18 protein-coding genes and 1 tRNA gene are annotated in these 19,244 nt (G+C 62.7%); 12 read left to right on the top strand and 7 right to left on the bottom strand.

Annotated features, from left to right (window positions below; translation table 11 throughout):
• Nucleotides 1-414 precede the first annotated feature (414 nt).
• The 7 genes from GCU68_RS00425 (at nucleotide 415) to phoU (ending at nucleotide 7,771) form a co-directional block, all read left to right on the top strand.
• Nucleotides 415-2,103, top strand: a complete 1,689-nt coding sequence (locus GCU68_RS00425) for a sensor histidine kinase (RefSeq protein WP_152938508.1) — start codon at nucleotides 415-417, stop codon at nucleotides 2,101-2,103.
• 108 nt (nucleotides 2,104-2,211) lie between these two features.
• Entirely contained in the window at nucleotides 2,212-3,075 is an 864-nt protein-coding gene (pstB, locus tag GCU68_RS00420) for a phosphate ABC transporter ATP-binding protein PstB (protein ID WP_152938507.1), read from the top strand.
• 241 nt (nucleotides 3,076-3,316) lie between these two features.
• On the top strand, nucleotides 3,317-4,291 hold the full coding sequence (locus GCU68_RS00415; protein ID WP_152938506.1) for a PstS family phosphate ABC transporter substrate-binding protein: 975 nt from the start codon (nucleotides 3,317-3,319) through the stop codon (nucleotides 4,289-4,291).
• On the top strand, nucleotides 4,288-5,211 hold the full coding sequence (gene pstC, locus GCU68_RS00410; protein WP_152938505.1) for a phosphate ABC transporter permease subunit PstC: 924 nt from the start codon (nucleotides 4,288-4,290) through the stop codon (nucleotides 5,209-5,211). The genes GCU68_RS00415 and pstC overlap by 4 nt, the downstream gene beginning before the upstream one ends.
• On the top strand, nucleotides 5,211-6,092 hold the full coding sequence (gene pstA, locus GCU68_RS00405; protein ID WP_152938504.1) for a phosphate ABC transporter permease PstA: 882 nt from the start codon (nucleotides 5,211-5,213) through the stop codon (nucleotides 6,090-6,092). Before pstC ends, pstA begins: the two co-directional genes overlap by 1 nt.
• Nucleotides 6,089-6,967: a phosphate ABC transporter ATP-binding protein PstB gene (gene pstB, locus GCU68_RS00400; protein WP_193565061.1), complete on the top strand. Its 879-nt coding sequence runs from the start codon at nucleotides 6,089-6,091 to the stop codon at nucleotides 6,965-6,967. The genes pstA and pstB (GCU68_RS00400) overlap by 4 nt, the downstream gene beginning before the upstream one ends.
• 132 nt (nucleotides 6,968-7,099) lie before the next feature.
• The gene (gene phoU / locus GCU68_RS00395; RefSeq protein WP_152938503.1) at nucleotides 7,100-7,771 is read left to right on the top strand and encodes a phosphate signaling complex protein PhoU; all 672 of its coding nucleotides are present in this window, start codon (nucleotides 7,100-7,102) and stop codon (nucleotides 7,769-7,771) included.
• Nucleotides 7,772-7,896: 125 nt separating this feature from the next.
• Here the strand turns inward: phoU and GCU68_RS00390 are convergent, their stop codons facing one another.
• From GCU68_RS00390 to GCU68_RS00370, 5 genes are all read right to left on the bottom strand, one after another.
• Nucleotides 7,897-8,280: a hypothetical protein gene (locus GCU68_RS00390; protein ID WP_152938502.1), complete on the bottom strand. Its 384-nt coding sequence runs from the start codon at nucleotides 8,278-8,280 to the stop codon at nucleotides 7,897-7,899.
• A 2-nt stretch (nucleotides 8,281-8,282) separates the two neighbouring features.
• On the bottom strand, nucleotides 8,283-9,953 hold the full coding sequence (locus tag GCU68_RS00385) for an FAD-dependent monooxygenase (RefSeq protein ID WP_152938501.1): 1,671 nt from the start codon (nucleotides 9,951-9,953) through the stop codon (nucleotides 8,283-8,285).
• A complete protein-coding gene (locus tag GCU68_RS00380) occupies nucleotides 9,946-11,529 on the bottom strand; it encodes an electron transfer flavoprotein subunit alpha/FixB family protein (RefSeq protein ID WP_152938500.1) in 1,584 nt (527 codons plus the stop codon). The genes GCU68_RS00385 and GCU68_RS00380 overlap by 8 nt, the downstream gene beginning before the upstream one ends.
• 1 nt (nucleotide 11,530) lies before the next feature.
• A complete protein-coding gene (locus GCU68_RS00375; RefSeq protein ID WP_152938499.1) occupies nucleotides 11,531-12,394 on the bottom strand; it encodes an electron transfer flavoprotein subunit beta/FixA family protein in 864 nt (287 codons plus the stop codon).
• Nucleotides 12,395-12,592: 198 nt separating this feature from the next.
• Nucleotides 12,593-13,447: a polymer-forming cytoskeletal protein gene (locus GCU68_RS00370; RefSeq protein WP_152938498.1), complete on the bottom strand. Its 855-nt coding sequence runs from the start codon at nucleotides 13,445-13,447 to the stop codon at nucleotides 12,593-12,595.
• A gap of 126 nt (nucleotides 13,448-13,573) precedes the next feature.
• Here GCU68_RS00370 and GCU68_RS00365 point away from each other — a divergent pair, with 126 nt between their 5' ends.
• The 4 genes from GCU68_RS00365 to GCU68_RS00350 all read left to right on the top strand — a co-directional run bounded on the left by GCU68_RS00365 (nucleotide 13,574) and on the right by GCU68_RS00350 (nucleotide 16,329).
• Nucleotides 13,574-13,771, top strand: coding sequence for a DUF5800 family protein (locus tag GCU68_RS00365; protein WP_152938497.1), 198 nt, complete (start codon nucleotides 13,574-13,576; stop codon nucleotides 13,769-13,771).
• Between the two features lie 286 nt (nucleotides 13,772-14,057).
• A tRNA-Ser gene (locus GCU68_RS00360) sits at nucleotides 14,058-14,142 on the top strand.
• Between the two features lie 247 nt (nucleotides 14,143-14,389).
• Nucleotides 14,390-15,982, top strand: coding sequence for a 4Fe-4S ferredoxin N-terminal domain-containing protein (locus GCU68_RS00355; RefSeq protein ID WP_152938496.1), 1,593 nt, complete (start codon nucleotides 14,390-14,392; stop codon nucleotides 15,980-15,982).
• A 149-nt stretch (nucleotides 15,983-16,131) separates the two neighbouring features.
• Nucleotides 16,132-16,329 carry a hypothetical protein gene (locus GCU68_RS00350; protein WP_152938495.1) on the top strand — a complete coding sequence of 66 codons (198 nt, stop codon included), beginning with the start codon at nucleotides 16,132-16,134 and terminating at the stop codon, nucleotides 16,327-16,329.
• Nucleotides 16,330-16,364: 35 nt separating this feature from the next.
• Here GCU68_RS00350 and GCU68_RS00345 read toward each other — a convergent pair whose 3' ends face one another.
• Nucleotides 16,365-17,897, bottom strand: a complete 1,533-nt coding sequence (locus GCU68_RS00345) for a (R)-citramalate synthase (protein ID WP_152938494.1) — start codon at nucleotides 17,895-17,897, stop codon at nucleotides 16,365-16,367.
• A gap of 248 nt (nucleotides 17,898-18,145) precedes the next feature.
• Here GCU68_RS00345 and hpt point away from each other — a divergent pair, with 248 nt between their 5' ends.
• Complete coding sequence (gene hpt, locus GCU68_RS00340; RefSeq protein WP_152938493.1) at nucleotides 18,146-18,706, top strand: hypoxanthine/guanine phosphoribosyltransferase; 561 nt, start codon at nucleotides 18,146-18,148, stop codon at nucleotides 18,704-18,706.
• A 7-nt stretch (nucleotides 18,707-18,713) separates the two neighbouring features.
• Here the strand turns inward: hpt and GCU68_RS00335 are convergent, their stop codons facing one another.
• On the bottom strand, nucleotides 18,714-19,106 hold the full coding sequence (locus GCU68_RS00335; protein ID WP_152943513.1) for a DUF192 domain-containing protein: 393 nt from the start codon (nucleotides 19,104-19,106) through the stop codon (nucleotides 18,714-18,716).
• Nucleotides 19,107-19,244 lie beyond the last annotated feature (138 nt).

Here is a 19,244-nt window from a genome sequence, read left to right as displayed (position 1 = left end):
AACTACCATTCACTATAGAGATGGGCGTGGACGGATATTCGCCATCGCTCAAACGCTCGAGTTGATTCTGTCGCCGTTTAGCCGTTTCTTCCGTATCGATACTCTCCACGGAATGACTGGGTATGTATATTTGCACTAGTGTATGTAGACCAATCTGTACCGGGGGACGGGAACGGAGATTGACCGGACAGCTGGAGTCGCTGGGAACGTATCGAAGCACGCAGCACACGGGGGTGTCGGGTGTGGCCCCACTGTTCGCGGTGGTTCGCCCCCGGTCGATCGGGTCAGGGGACACAACGGCAGTTGAACCGCCGAACACGGCTTTCTCGGAACTGCTTAATCGTTTGATCTACTTGTTACGTGCCATAAGAGTAATGGTGGCATTATTTGTACCGCCTACCAGGGTACATCTGAATGAGGCTCGCATACCGGTTCGGGATCGTGTTTCTCGTCGTCGTTCTCGTAGCCGGTGGAGTGCTCGTCGTCACGTTCGATGCACACCGAACTGAGGTCGACGAGAACACGGAGACGTCGGTCGCTGACCGGGCAAACATGTCGGCGTCGGTTCTCGATGAGCGACTCAGAGAACAACGTCGAACCGTCGCCGTCGCGGCGACCAACCCCGATCTCGCGGCACACGAAACGGACCGTCAGGACCGAGAACTCGAGGAGTTCGTTTCGACGTCGGCGTTCGATGGGGCGACGGTGGTCGACGAAACGGGAACAGTGCAGTCGTTTACGTCGACGAGGCCGGCACGCGAGACCGATCCAATCGTCGGTACGGACCTCAGCGAGCAGGCGTACGTCGAGGCGGCACTCGACGGTGAGCAGTACATCACCGATCCGTTCCGCGCGCAGACGGGAAACACGATCGTCGTTATCAGTGCGCCGCTCGTCGACGACGGCGAAGTGATCGGCTCGGTAAACGGCGCGTACTACCTCGACGAAACGAGCCTGTTCAACTCGTTGGCCGGCAACGACGACCAGGACGCGATTACCGTCGAGGCGGGTAATCGGACGCTGTATACGACGGCCGATCGGTTCGACGAGACCGTCTCCCACAGCGTGACACTCGAGGTCGTCGATTGGACGGTAACGGCCCACCGTGATCAGGATGCCGTCGACGCACGGATCAACCGACTCGTGCTCTTTCAGGCCGTGTCGGCGGTCGCATTGCTCGGCTCGATCGTGGTCTTCGGCGCGTGGGTGTACACGTCGGAGCTGCGCCACATCGGCCGCCTCGTCGATCGAGTCCGGGCGCTCGAGCGACGCGAGTACGACGACGGCCCGTCGTTCGCTGGCGCGCCGGAGTGGCAACGTATCGACGACGCTCTCGAGCGCCTGTCGATCGCGCTGGCGCGGCGCGAACAGATGCTGCTCGTGTTAAATCGGATTCTGCGACACAACCTTCGGAACACGCTCAACGTCGTCTCTGGGCATGCCGCGGATCTCGAAGCGACCCTCGAGGGCGACGAGCAAGCGTCGGCCCGGAAGATCCGGCTGGCGACGGCGGAATTGCTCGAGTTGGCCGACAGAGCACGGATGACCGAGAATCTGCTCGACCCGGTGGACGATCCGGTCCCACGAACGGACCTCGCAACCGTCGTTCGCGATCGCGTCGCGGAGTGGAGTGCTGCACGGGGTGACGGCGGAACGAATCCGGAAATAACCGTCACGGCCCCAGAACGGGCTGTCGCGGCCTGTGGGCCGGAGATCGAAGCGGCGATCGACGAACTGCTTGCGAACGCCGCCGATCACGCCGGCCCGGAGCCGACCGTCGACATCACCGTCGAGACGACGGCCGACTGCGTTCGCATTCGAATCGAGGACGACGGCCCCGGGATTCCCGTCGACGAAGCCGCCATCGTCACGGGTGACCGAGCGATTTCACAGGTGACACACACCGGTGGGATCGGGCTGTGGCTGGTCGACTGGATCGTGAGCCGGTACGATGGTCGCCTCGTGATTCCACCGGTCGACTCGAGCGACGGCGACGAGACCGACCGCGCGGGAGCGACCGTCGTCCTCGAGTTACCACGAGTCGACCCGGCGGCCACTGGGACGGACTCGAGTGTCGATTCCGGTCCCGACACTGACGACTGATCCGCGACAGACAAACCGGACGACGAGCGGCCGTTTTCCGGTCGTGACCGCCTCGAGACGGATTCCGCAACAGGTAATTGCGTGAGTCCCAAGGCTTAACCACCACATATGACTGCAAATGGCGGCAGCTCACGATCCGTATCGGCGTCCGACCCGGGTGGTTCGCGTTCGGACGCGACGATGACCGACAACGCACCACTGGGCTCGCCACGCGTCGACAATGCCGTCATCAAATCCCGTGACCTCGATGTCTACTACGGTGACGATCAGGCACTCCACGGAGTCGACATGGACATCCCGGAGCAGAAGGTGACGGCACTCATCGGGCCGTCGGGCTGTGGGAAGTCGACGTTCCTGCGCTCGATCAATCGCATGAACGATCTCATCGACATCGCCCGCGTCGACGGCGACCTCTACTTCCGCGATAAGAACGTCTACGACGACGACGTCGATCCGGTTGCCCTGCGCCGGAAAATCGGTATGGTGTTCCAGAAACCAAACCCGTTCCCGAAATCGATCCGGGACAACGTCGCCTACGGCCTCCGCGTCCAGGGAAAAGACGACGGTGACGTCGACGAGAAGGTTCGCACGGCACTCGAGCGGGCAGCATTGCTCGAGGAGGTCGAAGACCAACTCGACTCGAGCGGGCTGGACCTCTCGGGCGGACAACAGCAGCGACTCTGCATCGCTCGTGCGATTGCCCCCGATCCGGAAGTGATCCTGATGGACGAGCCGGCCTCGGCACTCGACCCCGTCGCAACCTCGAAGATTGAGGATCTGGTCGAAGAACTCGCCGAGGAGTACACGGTCGTGATCGTCACCCACAACATGCAACAGGCCGCTCGAATCTCCGATAAGACTGCCGTCTTCCTCACCGGTGGCCACCTCGTCGAGTTCGACGACACGAACAAAATCTTCGAAAACCCCGAAAGCGACCGCGTCGAAGACTACATCACTGGCAAATTCGGATAAGGCGTCCGAACGGCCGATCTCGTTTCGTCTATATATGTCTGGCTGCGCATCGGATAGACGACCATCGTTGTGATTAGTTTCACTCGAGTTGAACGGTCGTAGCGACAATCATTGTCATACATACGGTTTAGCGGCGTGATTTTGCCATCGTCTATCTAGCTGCCGGGTGCGTTGAGAAATATATATTGCTATATAGCAATCATAGTAGTCTACTTACCTATAGTGCGGCTTCGATTCGATGATGTCGAGAGATTCCACGGCGTCGCTGCCGACCGCGGTCGGTCGGCGTGATTTTCTCGCCGCGGCGGGCGTTGCCCTCTCCGGCAGCCTCGCTGGTTGTAGCAGCATTCTCGCTGCGGAGGGTGACCAAGTGAACATCGCGGGGAGCAGTACGGTGTTTCCCGTGACCGAGGCGATCGGTTCCGCCTTCTCCGAAGAACACCCGACTATCAACGTCTCGATCAGTCAGACTGGGACCGGTGGTGGGTTCGGGAACTTCTTCTGTGCAGGCCGAACCGACATTAACAACGCGAGTCGAGAGATCGCCGACGCCGAAATCGAACAGTGTGGGGAGAACAGTATCACACCGATAGAACTCACCGTCGCGACCGACGCGCTGACGGTCGTCGTCAATCCGGACGCCGATTGGATCGACTGCCTCACCGTCGACCAGCTCCGTGAGATCTGGAGCGCTGACGGTGCCGAGCGCTGGAGCGATATCAACGACGACTGGCCCGACGAGGAGTTCGAACTGTACGGGGCCGCGACGACGTCGGGGACGTTCGATTACTTCAACGAGGCGGTCCTCGGCGAGGATGTCAACCACCGAAGCGACTACTACGCAACCGAACGCGACCGAACGATCGTCCAGGGCGTTCGCGGATCGGAGGCCGCGATGGGATACTTTGGCTTTTCGTTCTACAGCGAAAATCCGGACTCGATCAAGGCGGTCTCCATCGACGACGGAAACGGCTGCGTCGAGCCGTCGATCGAGACAGCAATGTCCGGCGAATACACGCCCCTCTCGCGGCCGCTTTTCATCTACGTCGCCAAGGAGTCGCTCGAGAAACCGGCAGTCCGTGACTTCGCTCGCTTCTACATGGAACAGGCCGCGACGGACCTCGTCTCCGAGGTCGGCTACGTCCCGATCACCGAAGAGAAACGCGACGAGAACCTCGAGCGACTCGAGGAGGCGATCGAGGAGGTGACAGCATGAGCCAACCGGACTTCTCCCACGACGGGATCCGGACGGCACGCGGGAAGGCGTTTCGCTACCTCTTCATGCTGTGTGCGCTGCTGTCGATCCTGACCACCGTCGCGATCATCCTGACGCTGCTCGTCGACGCGGTCGATTTCTTCGCGGAAGTTTCCCTCGGCGAGTTCCTCACCGGCACGCGGTGGAGCCCGACGAACGAACCCGTCGCCTTCGGCGTCTTACCGTTGATTTCGGGGACGCTGGTCATCACGGTCGGATCGGCGCTCGTTGCGCTCCCGATCGGCCTGCTGACGGCGATCTACCTGAGCGAGTACGCCTCCGAGCGCCGTCGAGCTTACCTGAAGCCGGCACTCGAGGTGCTTGCGGGCGTGCCGACGGTCGTCTACGGCTACTTCGCGCTCGTCTACGTCACGCCGGCGCTGGATACGTTCCTGCCGTTGTCGACGTTCAACGCGCTGTCGGCGTCGATCATGGTCGGCATCATGATCATCCCGATGGTCTCGTCGATCAGTGAAGACGCGATGAGCGCCGTTCCGGATTCCCTGCGGCAGGCCAGTTACGGCCTCGGCGCGACGAAGTTTACCGTCTCGACATCCGTCGTCGTTCCGGCGGCGGTGTCGGGCATCTTCTCATCGTTCATCCTCGCACTCTCGCGAGCGATCGGTGAGACGATGATCGTCGCCATCGCAGCGGGACAGACCCCGCGGCTGATCGACGTGACTGATCCTGCAGGACTGTTCCTGAACTCGATTCAGACGATGACCGCCGCGATGGTCCAGATCGGGACCGGCGACATCGTCGGCCAGGGAGAAGCGTACAAGAGTCTCTTCGCGGTCGGACTCACCCTGTTCGTTATCACCTTCGCTATGAACCTCGTCAGTGAACTCGTTGCATCGCGCTACCGGGAGGAGTATCGATAATGGCTACTGACACACCCACTGAGACCGACTTCGGACAGGTTAGCCGGACGAAAGACGTCGCCTTCCGCCTACTGGCGCTTGGGGCGACCCTCATCGGGATCGTCTCGCTCGCAGCGCTGCTGGCGAACGTCGCCGTCGACGCGGTCGGCTGGCTCAACTGGGGATTCCTCACGAGTCCGCCGCATCCGGACCCCTACGAAGCGGGGTTCTTGCCGGCACTCGTCGGCTCCATCGCGATCATGCTGTTGATCGCGCTGATCACGTTCCCAGTCGGTGTCGGCGCCGCGGTCTACCTCGAGGAGTACGCCGACGACGGACTCCTAACGCGATTCATCCAGCTCAACATCGCCAACCTCGCGGGCGTCCCCTCGGTCGTCTACGGGTTGTTGGGTCTGGGGCTGTTCGTGGGGCTGCTCGGATTCGGCTACGGGACGGTGCTCGCCGCGGCGTTTACCGTCGCCTTGCTCATCCTACCGATCGTCATCATCTCCGCACAGGAGGCGATCCGCGCGGTTCCCGACTCACAACGCCAGGCCTCCTACGGCATGGGTGCGACGAAGTGGCAGACGATCCGTAACGTCGTCTTGCCACGGGCGATGCCCGGGATCATGACCGGAACGATCCTGGCACTGGGGCGAGCGATCGGCGAAACCGCACCGCTGATCATGATCGCCGCGCCGACGACCGTGTTCGGCATTCCGAACAGCCTCGAGAGCAAGGTCAGCGCGATGCCCCTGCAGATCTACACCTGGGCATCGTACCCCGAAACGGAGTTCCAGTACGGCGTTGTCGCCGCTGGCGTCGTCACGCTGCTGGTCGTCTTGCTCACGATCAACTCGATCGCGATCGTCATCCGGAACCGCTATCAACAGCGAACATGACACTGAGTAACGAACAGTTGCTGTCCTCGGAGTCGGAATCGAGTGACGACCAACCAGCACCGGTATCGGGAGCCGACGGACTCACTGACAGCACCGACACTGGTGAGCAGTCCACAACGGAGCGGACGCTCCTCGAGGCGCGTGATCTGAGCGTCTACTACGGCGAGGAACAGGCCCTCGACAGCGTCGACATCGAGATCCCCGAACAGCAAGTGACGGCGGTCATCGGGCCCTCAGGCTGTGGGAAGTCGACGTTCCTGCGCTCGATCAACCGCATGAACGACCTCGTCGACGCCGCCCACGTCGACGGCGAACTCGTGTTCGACGGCACGAACGTCTACGCCGACGACGTCGATCCGGTCGCCTTACGTCGACAGATCGGGATGGTGTTTCAGTCGCCGAACCCGTTCCCGAAATCGATCCGCGATAACGTCGCCTACGGCCTCCGCGTCCAGGGCAAAGACGACGGCGACGTCGACGAGAAGGTTCGCACGGCACTCGAGCAAGCAGCGTTGCTCGAGGAGGTCGAAGATCAACTCGACTCGAGCGGACTTGACCTCTCGGGCGGACAACAGCAGCGCCTCTGTATCGCTCGTGCGATCGCGCCCGACCCCGACGTGATCCTGATGGACGAACCAGCGTCGGCGCTGGACCCCGTCGCGACCTCGAAGATCGAGGATCTGATCGAGGAGCTCGCCGAGGAGTACACGGTCGTCATCGTCACCCACAACATGCAACAGGCCGCCCGAATCTCCGACAAGACAGCCGTCTTCCTCACCGGCGGCGAACTCGTCGAGTTCGACGACACGGACAAGATCTTCGAAAACCCCGAACACGACCGCGTCGAAGACTACATCACCGGTAAGTTCGGCTGAGACTCGCGCCAATCGAGACACCGCACACCGTAATCGGACTCGCGTGTGACCCCCGCGACGTGAGCCGTTACCGTTTCTGCACAGTTTCGTTTGAGCACAAGTCTAATGACCATCGGGCAAGCTTTCTGCAGTATGGCTCGCAAATCATATCAAGAGAAACTCACGGAACTCCGTGAGGATATCCTCTACATGAGTGAAGTCGTCATGGAGCGGCTTCGAATGGGACTCGACGCGTTAGAGCAGAAAGACACCGATCTCGCTCGCGAAGTGATCGAGGGAGACGGCGAAATCAACCGGATGTATCTCGATCTAGAGCAGGATTGCATCGACCTGCTGGCGCTGCAACAGCCGGTCGCGAGCGATCTCCGATTTATCGCTGCCTCGTTCAAGATCATCACCGACCTCGAGCGAATCGCCGATCTCGCGGCCAATCTGGGCGAGTACACGCTCGACGCCAAAGAGGATCTCTTTCCGGACGTCGACGTTCAGGAGATGGGCGAGCTGACGCTGGCGATGATCGAGGACGCGATGATCGCCTACGACACCGAGGATACCGAGGCCTGCCGAGAGCTTGCTGCCCGTGACGACGACCTCGATCACTTCGCTGAACGCGCGAGCGAGATCGTCGTCCGGGACCTGATCGAACGCGAACTCGAAGCACCCGAGGAAGTCGAGGCTCTCTTGCAGGACGTGTCTCGGCTCCTGTTGACGATCCGCGACCTAGAGCGCGTCGGCGACCACGCGGTCAACATCGCGGCGCGGACGCTGTACATGGTCGAAAACGACGACGAACTCATCTACTGAGGTCGCTGCGCTCGGCACCGATTTGGGCCGTCACGCAGTCGTCGATCGATTTTGGACGTGACGAGCGGATTCAGTACGGTCTCGACACCACGAGAGAGCACTCAGTCGTCGGCGGAAAGTGGTGCTCACCCGTTGGCGTGACTGTGCGGCCGATCCGGGACGCAGGTCAACAGCGCTGCGGTATCGACGATGTTTCTGGTCTCGAGCAAGAGTTCGGCCGCTTCGCGAACCGTAAACGCGGCCTTGAGGTCGACGCCGTAACAGCGGGCGTAACACTCGAGCCAGCGGTTCATCGCCGCTTCGAGCGCCTCGAGTTCGGCCCGTGCAAACGGGACCAGTCGGCCGCCGGTGCGAGCCTCGACGTAGAGCCAGATCGCCTGCCCAGCACCCGCACGGAGGTACGTCGTGGCGTCGTCCGGATCCGTCGGCGCGCGGCCAGCCTCGACGGCGCGTCGGTCGCGTTCGGCGTGGCGCTCGAGGGCGGCGATTCGTGATCCGTAGCGGCTCACGGCTATCCCTCGCGGAACTCGACGCCCTTGCCGCCCCGCGGGTGTTCCCACTCGGTGTCGGCGACGATCGCACAGGTGCCACACTCGACACAGGGCTGGGTGTCGAGGCTGACGAGCGTCTCTTCAGTCCCGTTCGTTTTGACGCGCTCAGTCCGATAGCAGCCGCCGCCGAAGTCCTCAGCGCTGACCGGGCAGGCCGTGACCGCCGCACCGCTGGCCTCGGCGGACTCGTCTCTGAGTTCGATGTGCGGGTTGCCGACGTCCGTGTCGTAGGTGAGGTCACCGATCCGCTCCTCGAGTGTCGGCGGTTCGATCTCGGAGTCCCAGTTGATCGTCCGGCCGCGTTCCTCGCCGATGATCGACGGCAGCGTGACGTAACCGGTTTTCGTATCGGGGAGCATCGACACCAAAAACGGCGAGTTGTACGCCCGCTTCAGCAGGCGTTCCGACAGCGGATTGCCGACTGCGAGCGACCCGATCGGCGACTCTAGGACCCGTTCGACGGCGTTCGTCACCGACTCGCGTTCGCCGACGGAGCGACTCACCTCGTAGCGGCGGGGCCGCAGTTTTGCCATCGTCCCCGATCGCTCGAGCATCTGTGCGTATCGCCGTCCGGCGGCTTCCGGGTGGGCGTTGCCACGCGTGACGACGAACGCATCGGCGGCGAGCGCGCCGGCGGCGACGGCGTGGTTCATCCCCTTGATGATCGGCCCTTGAGCCTGCATCTGGCCGGCAGCGTCGCCGACGAGGACGAGTCGGTCGCGGTAGGGCTCCTCGTGGGCGACCTTTTTCGAGTCGGGAACGAGTTTCGCGGCGTACTCGCGTTCGTGATACTCGTCGCGGAGCCACTGGGCCAGCAGGGGATGGGTGAGCAACGCGTCGAGCAGTTCGTGGGGCTCGGCCTGCTGTTCGACGAGACTGTCGAGATGGAAGACGGTCCCGATCGACAGCGAGTCCTCGTTCGTATAGCAGAAGCCGCCGCCGCGGACGTCGGAGAAGAGATCGCCCGAGAACAGGTGGGCGACGCCCTCGTCCGCGTCGATGTCGAACCGGTCGTCGATCACGTCGGGGTCCATATCGACGACGGCTTTGACGCCCTGGAACCACTCCTCGGGCTCTTCCCAGTCCATCAGGCCCGCCTCGCGGGCGAGTTCGGAGTTGACGCCGTCGGCGGCGACGATCAGGTCCGCTTCGATGGGGTCGAGTTCGTCGCAGGTGACGCCGACGATCTCGCCGTGCTCTCGGAGCAGGCCGTTTACGCGAACGTTCGTCAGGACGCCGCCACCGGTTTCGCTCGTCTTTTCGTGGACTTGTTTCTGAAGCCAGGAGTCCATCCGCCGCCGTAACACCGCGTCACACCAGTCCGTATCGTGCTCGTGGAGGTCCGTCAGATCGAACGTCTTGACCGTGTTGCCCGCGACGTTGTGGATGTAGTAATCCGTGACCGGCCGTTCGCTCGCCGCGTGACGAAAGCCGTCGAAGAGATCGTCGATCGTGTACGGAGCCGACTCCTCGGCGTAGATGAGCCCGCCGGAGACGTTCTTCGAACCCGCTTGCGTTCCGCGCTCGAGGACGAGCGTCTCGACGCCGTGATCCGCCAGTCGGGCGGCGGCCGCGGCGCCGCCGGGCCCACAGCCGACGACGACGGCCTCGTAGTGTTCGTGCTCAGTCATCGGTCTCACCTCCGCGTCCGTCTGCGAGCGCCTCGAGCGTGGTCGCACCCGATTCGACTGCCGCAGTCAGCTGGGGGAGCACGGAAAACAGGTCCCCTTCGATGAAGTAGTCGCTGAAGTCCCTGATCCGGGCGTCCGTGTCGGTGTTGATCGCGATGATCGTGTCCGATTCGTCCATGCCGACCTTGTGCTGGACGGCCCCCGACACGCCGGCGGCGATGTACAGGTCGGGCGTGACGACTTGCCCGGTTTCGCCGATCTGGCGCTCCTCGTTCGAATACTGTTCGACGTGGCCCGCGAACTGGTAGGAGGAGGTGACGATGCCGCGCGTGATACCGAGTGCAGCGTCGTCGAAAGCATCGACCAGTTCGAGCCCCAGCTGCATGCCCTCGGTCGGGTCGTCGGCGATCCCGCGGCCGAGACAGACGATCACCTCGTGGCCGGTGAGATCGACCCCGGCCTCGAGTTGGTCCGACTCGGTGATTTCGACGCGGAACCACTCCGCCTCGAGTTCCATATCGTGCTCGACGACCAACCCCTCTCGGTCGGGGTCGCGCTCGATTGGGTCGAAGCTGCCCGGGATGATCGACGCCCCCTGTGGGTGGAACTCCCGGCCGGGGTTGTCCAGACAGAGGATCGTCGAGTACTCGAAGCCCGAGAAGTCCGGCCGCTTCATGTGCAGGACTTTCTCGAAGGTCTTCTTGATGCCGGGTTCGCCGGTTTTGACCGGATTCGAGATCTCTTCGTCCTCGATGAATAGATCCGAACAGTCCGAGGCGAGCCCAGAGTCGAGTTCGGCCTGCACCTTCGCCGAGAGGTCGCGACCGTTGTTCGTCGCCGGGAAGAGGATGTATCGGGGCTCGTCGTACGCCCGCCAGTCGGTGCTCTCGACGGTCCCCTGCCCGCGGGCCATGTGGGCTGCGATCTCGGTGTAGGGTTTGTGGAGGAACCGCTCGAGGCGCTCGTCGTCGTGATAGACCGCGACGTCGGCACCGTAGGCGATACACTCCTCGGCGAGTCCCTCGCAGTCGTCGCCCATCAGAAACGCGACGACGCGTTCCTCGTCGCCGTAGTCCGCTTCGAACTGGTCCATCAGTTCGCGGGCCTTCCCCAGCATCTCTAGCGAGACGTCGAGCAACTCGCCGCCCTGTGTCTCACAGAACACCCACATGTCGGCGTACTCGCCGTCCTCGAGCGCCCGGACGTGCTTTTTGTCGCGAGTTGGATGTGAAAGGTCGTCGTCTTGTTCGGCAGCGTCCTCAGTCGCTTCTGACTCCGAGTCGTCGGGTTCGTCATTACCCTCGTCCGCCGCTGCCTCCTCGCCTACGTCTTTGGCCGTCTCCTCGTACTCGCCTTCCGTCTCCGTGTCCTCCTCGACACCGTCACTGTCGCGCTCGTCCCCACCGACTTCGCCGATCGCCTCGAGTCGTCGGTGGATCGCCTCGCGAGCCGTCTTTCGATCCTGTCCCGCCTGTTCCGCTTCGAGGATCGTCTGGAGTTTCGCTTCGTCGTCGATCGTCTCGAGTCGCTCGGTCAGTTCGTCGACTGTGTGATCGTTCGGGTCCAGTTCCGACATCTCAATCACCCGTTGCGTACGGCTGTAGTTCCCCGAGGACGGCTTCCATCCCGCGTTCGTCGTCGGGATCAACCATCGTCGCCTCCCGTTCGGACGGCGCTTTCGGGATCGGGTCGACCGAGGAGACGATCGTCGGCGAGCCATCGAGTCCGATGTAGTCGGGGTCGAGGTTCAGGTCGGTATGGTCCCACACGGTCAACCGCTCGTCGTGATCCGCCGCCCGCGCTTCGGTCTCCGCCCGGAGCCGTTTGCGTGTCAGCCGGTGGGAGGCTTTGCGATAGGTCGGTTCGAACTCGGGATCGGTGACGACGAAACAGGGCAAGGGTGCTTCGACGGTTTCGATTTCGTCGACGTTGCCCTCGACGAGTCGCTTGGCTCGAAGCGTCCGTTCCTCGGGATCGATATCGAGCGCGAGCACGTGCGTGACGATCGGCCAGTCCATCGCCCAGCAAGTCTGGGGTCCCGTCTGCCCGGTCTCGCCGTCGGCCGTCTTGAACCCGGCGAACACCAGGTCGATGTCGGCGACGTTCTCACGATACGTCTCGAGACCAGCGCTGAGGGTGATCGCCGTCGCCCACGTGTCCGAAGCGGCCAGTTCCCGATCCGAGAGCAGGTAGCTGTCGTCGGTGTACACCGATTCCATGGTTTCTTGCAAGACGTTGCTGTACCCCGGCGGTCCCATACTCATTCCACTGACGTGACCGCCGTGACGAACCTTCGTCTGCAGGGCCGCCTGCAGCGCGCGTTCGTCGTTCGGGTTCATCACTGTCGGTGTCTTCCCTCGCTCGAGATGGCCATCTTCGTCGAACGACACCGATCCCTCCGAGAAATCCGGCACTCCTTTGGTCAGGGCGATCGATCGCATGGATCCCTCCGTCTCATGTGCGTGGCTTTCACTCGCATGACTGTCGCTCTCTACCCGAGTCTCAGTATTAAGAATAGGGGTAAAAATCGCCTCGAGATAGTGCCGGTATCGACACTGGTCACCGGAAGAAGTCCAGTCCCTCTCCGCCCGTGTCGACGAACGGTGCGTCGTCCACCGTGAGTCTGCGCAGGGCGGCCGTCACTCTTGTTCGCGTTCGGTCGTTCCCATCGTGATCTCGCCGCCGGCACGGATCGTCCCGTCGATTTCGGCGTTCGGACCGAGCTCAAGGTCGGCACAGGAAACGTCACCGAGGATCCGGGCGTCTTCCTCGATAGTGACGTCGCCGTCGCGGGTGGTAACGTCACCGTGGATTCGACTCCCACTGCCGACAGTAACGTCGCCTCGAGCCCGGAGGCTACCGAAGATCGTGGTGTCGGTCCCGACGTCGATCGTCTCGGCGCGGACGTTGCCGTGGAGTCGGCAGTCGTCGCCGATCGTTGCAGGGGTCGAAACCCGCCACGCGTCGTCGCTGACCGTCGCGTTTTTCGGGATAACGAGTGGTTCGACGTCCGCCTGTTCCTCGTCGTCGACGAGTTCGGAGACGAGTTGCTGGGCGGTTTCGTCTTCGCCGATGAGCAGGAGCTGCTTGAGGTAGACGAACAGGAAGACGATCGTGGGCATCGGATTTCGGATCACGATCCAGCCGTTCGCCTCGAATCCCTCGTCGATCTCGACGTCGTCGCCGATATCCAGATCGCCGGCGACTTTCATCTCACCGGCGACGTGGACGCGTTCGCCGATGTAGGCGTCTTGCCCGACGAGGACGTTCTCGGCGACGTCACACCACATGTCGAGTCGACAATCACCTTCGGCTTCGATCGCACCGCCGAACGTGACGTTCTCGCCGGCGAGTACGTTCCGACCGCGGACGCCGAACTCGACAGTCGATCGGGCACCGACGAAGACGTCACCGTCGGTTACGAGATCGACTTCCTTGGCTTCCGTGCCGTCGGGGACGACCAGTTCGTCGAGCGGATCCCTGCTGAAGGCCACATTCCGGCCTAAAGGAGGTATCAACTAATAAACCTCGCGCGTCGTCTGCCGTGCGTCTGACGCCCGTCGCACGGGTTGCCAGTTCAGGTCGCCTCCCTTTTAGGTGCGCGTTGCGTACACGAGTCCATGACAACCCTCGCGTTCGACGACGACGGCGTCGACGTCGTCTACGAAGGCACCGAGTTCCGCCTCGAGCGCTCCCTCATCGAGGAAGCCACGGAGAAGTCCTACTACGATGTGACCGACCACGAAGTGCTGAAAATCGTCGCCGAGCAGCCGAACTTGCAAGGCGAGCCGCGACGGGTCGGCGACATTCTCGACTGAGACGGTCCGCCGTACCGAGGTTTCAGTTCGATCTGTTCTGTGGTCGCGCCAGAACTGACGGACAGCGTTCTGCACGCGCCGTTCACAAATTCATCATCGGTTCTGGGCGACCTCGAGCGGATGTTTTCGACGGAAACGTATTTCTCGAGTCACGACGGTGGACAGTCCGACCGTCGCGTCACGACTGCACCACCGGCTCGAGTCCACACGGATAGTCCGTGACGGAGTCACAATCGCGGAGAAGAATCGAAACGGGTAAAAACATCACCCGGATAGGTATGAGTGAGCCGAGATAGCCTAGCCCGGCCAAGGCGGCAGATTCGAAATCTGCTGTCCTCACGGACTCGGGAGTTCAAATCTCCCTCTCGGCGTTTTTCACGACGCAAAACGAGAAGCGGTGCGACTCGTCTGTCACACAGAAGCTGATTATTGGAGATTTGGATCTTCTTGAGATGGTTGAGACTGCACGCACGTCCCCACGAACTCAAACTGTGACTTCTCGAAACTCGTACTAGCATGTCATTCGCAAGCATGCTTTTTATCGACGTCGGTCGGGTACTGTCACTACTTCACAATGAGTTTCCAGTACGAGCGTGACATGTTCCGGGGGGAGAAATAGTGACGTTCGACGACGAAACGCGTGGCGACGGAGACACGTTCCATCCACTCGGCGAGGCGTGGCAAGAGAATCTCGAGGACGCACTCGAGGACACCGAGTACGACGCGAAGTTGGGTCTCGAGATGGCCAAAGACGCCATGCGTGTTACGGAAGGGGAGCTCTCGGAGGAGGCCTTCTACGACCGGTATCACGAAGACGTCATGGCGGAGTTCGGCGAGGACGAACGACCAGTCGAGCGGCCCGACGACGACGGTCGCCTCGAGAACACCCTCTCGAAGTTCGGTCTCGACGAGGAGTCGCGTCGCGACGTCATGAAGAAGATGGGCGGTGCCGGTGCTGTCGGGCTCGGGGCCTGGGGAACGGCTGCGGGTGGAGGGAACGGAGACGGGCCGGACGACCCCCAGCCCGCCGTCCAGGACGAACACGGCAGGGAGGACCCGGGTGAGGGTGTCCAGTGGGGGATGGCACTCGACCTCGAGTACTGTGATGGCTGTCTCTCCTGTGTCGTCGCCTGTGCCGAAGAGCACAACTGGGATCAGGGCGCAAACTGGATGTACATCCTCGACTACGAGGACGACACGACGAGCGAGGAGTTCACCAATCGCCTTATCCGGCCGTGTCAACACTGCACGGACGCTCCCTGTGAGAAGGTGTGTCCGACGACGGCCCGCCACACTCGCGACTCGGACGGCCTCGTCCTGACCGACTACGGCGTCTGTATCGGCTGTCGGTACTGTCAGGTGGCCTGTCCGTACGGTGTCAACTACTTCCAGTGGGAGGAGCCGACCGTCTCGGAAGACGAAATCGACGACGAACACATCTACGACGAGCGCGACCGTCCGGTCAACAGCCGCGGGCCGCGAGGCGTCATGGAGAAGTGTACGTTCTGTGCGACTCGTCAGGACGGGACTCAGGGCCCGGAACTCGTCGGTCGAACTGCCTGCGAGGATGCCTGCCCGCCCGAGGTGATCCAGTTCGGCGACATGAACAATCCGAACAGCGATCCACAGCAGTACATCGACAACACCGCAAAGAGTCGGTCGATCGTTCGGCTCGAGGCCCAACTCCCCGCGACGGAGGACGTCGAGAGTGCGCTGGGCGGCGGTAGCACCGATCTGGAATCCGTCGTCAACGACGTCGAGGATTTAGACGAGGAAACGATCGCCCTGTTGAAAGCCGTCGAAATCCTCGCCGACGAAGACCAGCCCGAAAACGAGCAAAACAACACGCTCATCGAGCAGGAAACGGCGATCGTCGATCTAGTGGGTGTCCTCCAAGAGCAGGGACTGGACCTCAAGAGCGAGGACGTCCTCGTCCAACTCGACCTCGCCGAGGAGCCCGGTGAGGGCGAGGAGTTCGCGGGGCCAAGCGAGAACCTCGCCCAGACCCGACTCGAGGAGTTCGCTGGGACCCCACACTCGCGGTTCAAACTCCTCGAGGACATCGGCACGAATCCGAACGTCGTCTACCTCGGCAACCAGCCCGGGCCGAACGCCCATCAGGTCGAGGGGCCGGTCTCCTACGATCAGGTCGGGCAGACGGACAACCGAAAGGACGTGCTCGATCAAGGCACCGTCGGACTCGACTTCTGATACGGACTGCTGTCGTCACGTCCCGCCGACCACCGACCCCGCCGCTGGTGATTGGCGGTACATCGGCACAGCAGACCGTATGATCGGGCGTCGGTGATCTCCTCGAATCGACTCGTCGGCTTGATAACGACTGGGACGTACACCCGGGTATGGACACTCGTCAACGACTGATCGTCGGGAGTCTCTGGATCGGAGTCGCGGCGGTGATGGCGACCACCCTCGAGTCGGGTGCGCTCTCCTCGACCAGCGGACTCGCACGGCTGTTCGTCGTCGTCGTCGCACTGTTTCTGGCCGTCGTCTACCTGTTCGACCCGTGGGGGATTCTCAGCCGACAACCGTTCCACTAGCGACTCGAGTGTCGAAAGCGAACGTAATCGAGAGGTTAGTCGTCCGCCGGCGTGAGCGGTTGCGGATCTGACGCGAGCAGTCGATCGAGCGCGTCGACCATCGCCTCGACGCTCGCGCGCGTGATGTCGGCTTCGCTGCGAGCGACCGTAACCGAGCGGTCGTTGCGAACCATCGTCACCTCGACGGTGACGACGGCGTCGGTGCCGCCCGTGACGGCATCGACGTGATAGGACTCGAGTTCGGCGTCGGCCATCGAGCCAAGCGCCTCACGGACCGCGGAGACGGCGGCGTCGACGGGACCGGAGCCGGTCCCGCTGGCGACGCGTTCCTCACCGCCGACGGCGAGTCGGATGCTCGCGGTCGGGACGGCACCGCCGCTCGTAGCGGTGAGATCGAGCAGTTCGACGACACGTTCGCGGTCGTCGCCAGTGACGTCTTCGGCGATCGCGAGCAGATCAGCGTCGGTCACGCGGCGACCGCGGTCACCGAGTTCCGTAACGCGGGTAGCGATTTCGGCAATCTCGTCGTTGCTGGCCTCGACGCCGTGTTCCTCGAGCGTCGCTTTGACGCCAGCCCGGCCCGTGTGCTTGCCGAGGGCGAGTCGGCGCTCGCGGCCGACCGTCTCGGGGGCGTAGGGCTCGTACATCTTGTCGTCTTTGAGCGTCCCGTCGGTGTGGATGCCACTTTCGTGGGTGAAGGCGTTCTCGCCGATGACGGCCTTGTTCGGCGGCAGCTGAATGCCGGTCGCTCGAGAGACGATCTGCGCGAGATCGTACAGCTCCGTGAGCTCGAGCGTCTCGACATCGTAGACGTGCGAGAGCGCGATCGCGACCTCCTCGAGGGCGACGTTGCCGGCGCGTTCGCCAAGTCCGTTGACGGTACAGTGAACGAGGTCAGCCCCGGCGGAGACGGCCGACAGGGCGTTCGCGACACCCAGTCCGAGATCGTCGTGGGTGTGGGCGCTAACCGGGCCGAGTTCGGCGAGCCGGGAGACGGCCTCGGCGGTGCGTTCGGGGCCGGTGTGGCCGACGGTGTCGGCGAAACAGACCCGGTCGGCCCCGGCGTCGAGAGCGGTCCCCATGAGTTTCTCGAGATAGTCGAGGTCGGCCCGTGAGCCGTCCTCGCCGATGACTTCGACCCAGAGGTCGTGGGCCGTGGCGTACTCGACGAGTTCGGCGGTTTTCTCGAGGTTGTCCTCGCGGGAGGTTCCGACCTTCTCTTCGACGTGGCGGTCGCTCGAGGGGACGACGAGGTGGATCCCGTCGACGTCACACTCGAGTGCGAGGTCGATATCGTTTCGAATCCCGCGAGAGAAACTGGTGACGCGGGCGTCGAGATCGAGGTCGGTGACTCGGGAGATTGCCTGGCGTTCACCCGCCCCGGTGCAGGCGCTGCCTGCCTCGATGACGGAGACGCCGGCGCGCTCTAAGGCGCGGGCGATCTCGACTTTTTCGTCGGGTGACAGTGAGACACCCGGGGCTTGTTCGCCGTCGCGAAGCGTCGTATCGAGAAGGCGGACTGTGCGATCCGATGGAATCGTCTGCTCGGCGGAGTGAGTTACAGGCAAGAGTGATACACTACGATTAGTTTCGTCGCGGAATTTCACGCCCAGCCGGGTTGCCCCGACTTCCTCTATCCTCGGACTCCGGCGTTGAGAACGAATCTCGTGCCATGGTATCAGACCCTAATGAATCATGCTGACTTAAATCCGCCGGTCCAGAAGCGCCACCCCGACGCTGTGGGGCACTCGAGAGTCCCCTCGAGTGTGTCACATCGGAACAACCTTTCGCCTCCTCCGCGTAGTCTGACTCGAGTATGGACCCAACGCTGGAGCCGCTGGCGCGATCGCTTCGACAGGCCCCCGTCGTCGATCGAGACGGCTACGAGTATTTCGTTCACGGCGTCACCGACGGGATTCCGCCGATCGAGCCGGCGGTGTTGCGCGCGGTCGCCGACGGCATCAGCGAGCGCGTCGACCTCGAGACCGTCGACAAGATCGTCGCGCCGGAAGCGATGGGGATTCATCACGGGACGGCGCTGTCAGTCGCGACCGACGTGCCGTTAGTCGTCGTCCGGAAACGGTCGTACGGCTTCCCGGAGGAAGTCGCGGTCCATCAGGAGACCAGCTACAGCGAGGGTGAACTCTTCGTGAACGGCGTCGACGCTGGCGACCGCGTCCTGCTGGTCGACGACGTCCTCTCTTCGGGCGGCACGATCGAAGCGGTCTGTGACGCCCTCGAGGCCGTCGAAGCCGAACTCGTCGACATCGTGGTCGTTCTCCGGCGAGTCGACGTCGACCACGCAGACGTCTCTCGGGACGTGACGAGTCTGCTCGACGTTCGCGTTCGGGATGGACAGGTCGAGGTCCTCGAGTGAGGCCGAATCAGGCCGACTCGAGAACGAGCCGGTCGCCCGGTTCGATGTCGCTTCCAGCGCCGGCAGGCAGTTCGACGAGCAGGTCACACCGCTCGCGTTCGAAACTCCGCCACGGCTGCAGGCGCTCGATGCGCTGGACGACGTCGTCGACGATCCAGACGGCGTCGATGGGGAAAAAGACGAACAGCATGTGGACGTCGCGGGTTTTGACGGAGCCAAAGCGGAACGCGAGCGCGTAGTCGTCGGGGATCGAACGCCGAAACATCAGCCCGCGCGTCTGGCACAACAGCGAGTCCGCGAGGTCGACGTCCGTCGCCACCACGCGCCGCTCGGTGGTCGCCTCGCCGTCCGGCCTCGAGTCCCCGTTGTGTCCGGATGTCGGATAGTGGACCAGCCGCACGTTCTCGAGTCGGATTGACGGTCCCAAAAGTCCTCCTATAGTAACAACTGAAACGATTCACACACTGATCGCACAGCCGTCGTGCGATCAGGTGTACATTGACTTTCAGTGGCTACTATACCTCGTCGCGAGCAGCCC

The organism is Natronorubrum aibiense (assembly GCF_009392895.1).
In the GTDB taxonomy this organism is placed as follows: Archaea; Halobacteriota; Halobacteria; order Halobacteriales; family Natrialbaceae; genus Natronorubrum; species Natronorubrum aibiense.
The sequence above is the reverse complement of the archived record's forward strand: the minus strand, read 5'-3'. Positions and strand labels throughout refer to the sequence as shown.

Excerpts from the sequence above, each read along its gene's own strand:
- GCU68_RS00425 (WP_152938508.1), top strand. The coding sequence starts at position 415 with ATGAGGCTCGCATACCGGTTCGGGATCGTGTTTCTCGTCGTCGTTCTC.
- pstB (WP_152938507.1), top strand. The coding sequence starts at position 2,212 with ATGACTGCAAATGGCGGCAGCTCACGATCCGTATCGGCGTCCGACCCG.
- GCU68_RS00415 (WP_152938506.1), top strand. The coding sequence starts at position 3,317 with ATGTCGAGAGATTCCACGGCGTCGCTGCCGACCGCGGTCGGTCGGCGT.
- pstC (WP_152938505.1), top strand. The coding sequence starts at position 4,288 with ATGAGCCAACCGGACTTCTCCCACGACGGGATCCGGACGGCACGCGGG.
- pstA (WP_152938504.1), top strand. The coding sequence starts at position 5,211 with ATGGCTACTGACACACCCACTGAGACCGACTTCGGACAGGTTAGCCGG.
- pstB (WP_193565061.1), top strand. The coding sequence starts at position 6,089 with ATGACACTGAGTAACGAACAGTTGCTGTCCTCGGAGTCGGAATCGAGT.
- phoU (WP_152938503.1), top strand. The coding sequence starts at position 7,100 with ATGGCTCGCAAATCATATCAAGAGAAACTCACGGAACTCCGTGAGGAT.
- GCU68_RS00385 (WP_152938501.1), bottom strand. The coding sequence starts at position 9,953 with ATGACTGAGCACGAACACTACGAGGCCGTCGTCGTCGGCTGTGGGCCC.
- GCU68_RS00380 (WP_152938500.1), bottom strand. The coding sequence starts at position 11,529 with ATGTCGGAACTGGACCCGAACGATCACACAGTCGACGAACTGACCGAG.
- GCU68_RS00375 (WP_152938499.1), bottom strand. The coding sequence starts at position 12,394 with ATGCGATCGATCGCCCTGACCAAAGGAGTGCCGGATTTCTCGGAGGGA.
- GCU68_RS00365 (WP_152938497.1), top strand. The coding sequence starts at position 13,574 with ATGACAACCCTCGCGTTCGACGACGACGGCGTCGACGTCGTCTACGAA.
- GCU68_RS00350 (WP_152938495.1), top strand. The coding sequence starts at position 16,132 with ATGGACACTCGTCAACGACTGATCGTCGGGAGTCTCTGGATCGGAGTC.
- hpt (WP_152938493.1), top strand. The coding sequence starts at position 18,146 with ATGGACCCAACGCTGGAGCCGCTGGCGCGATCGCTTCGACAGGCCCCC.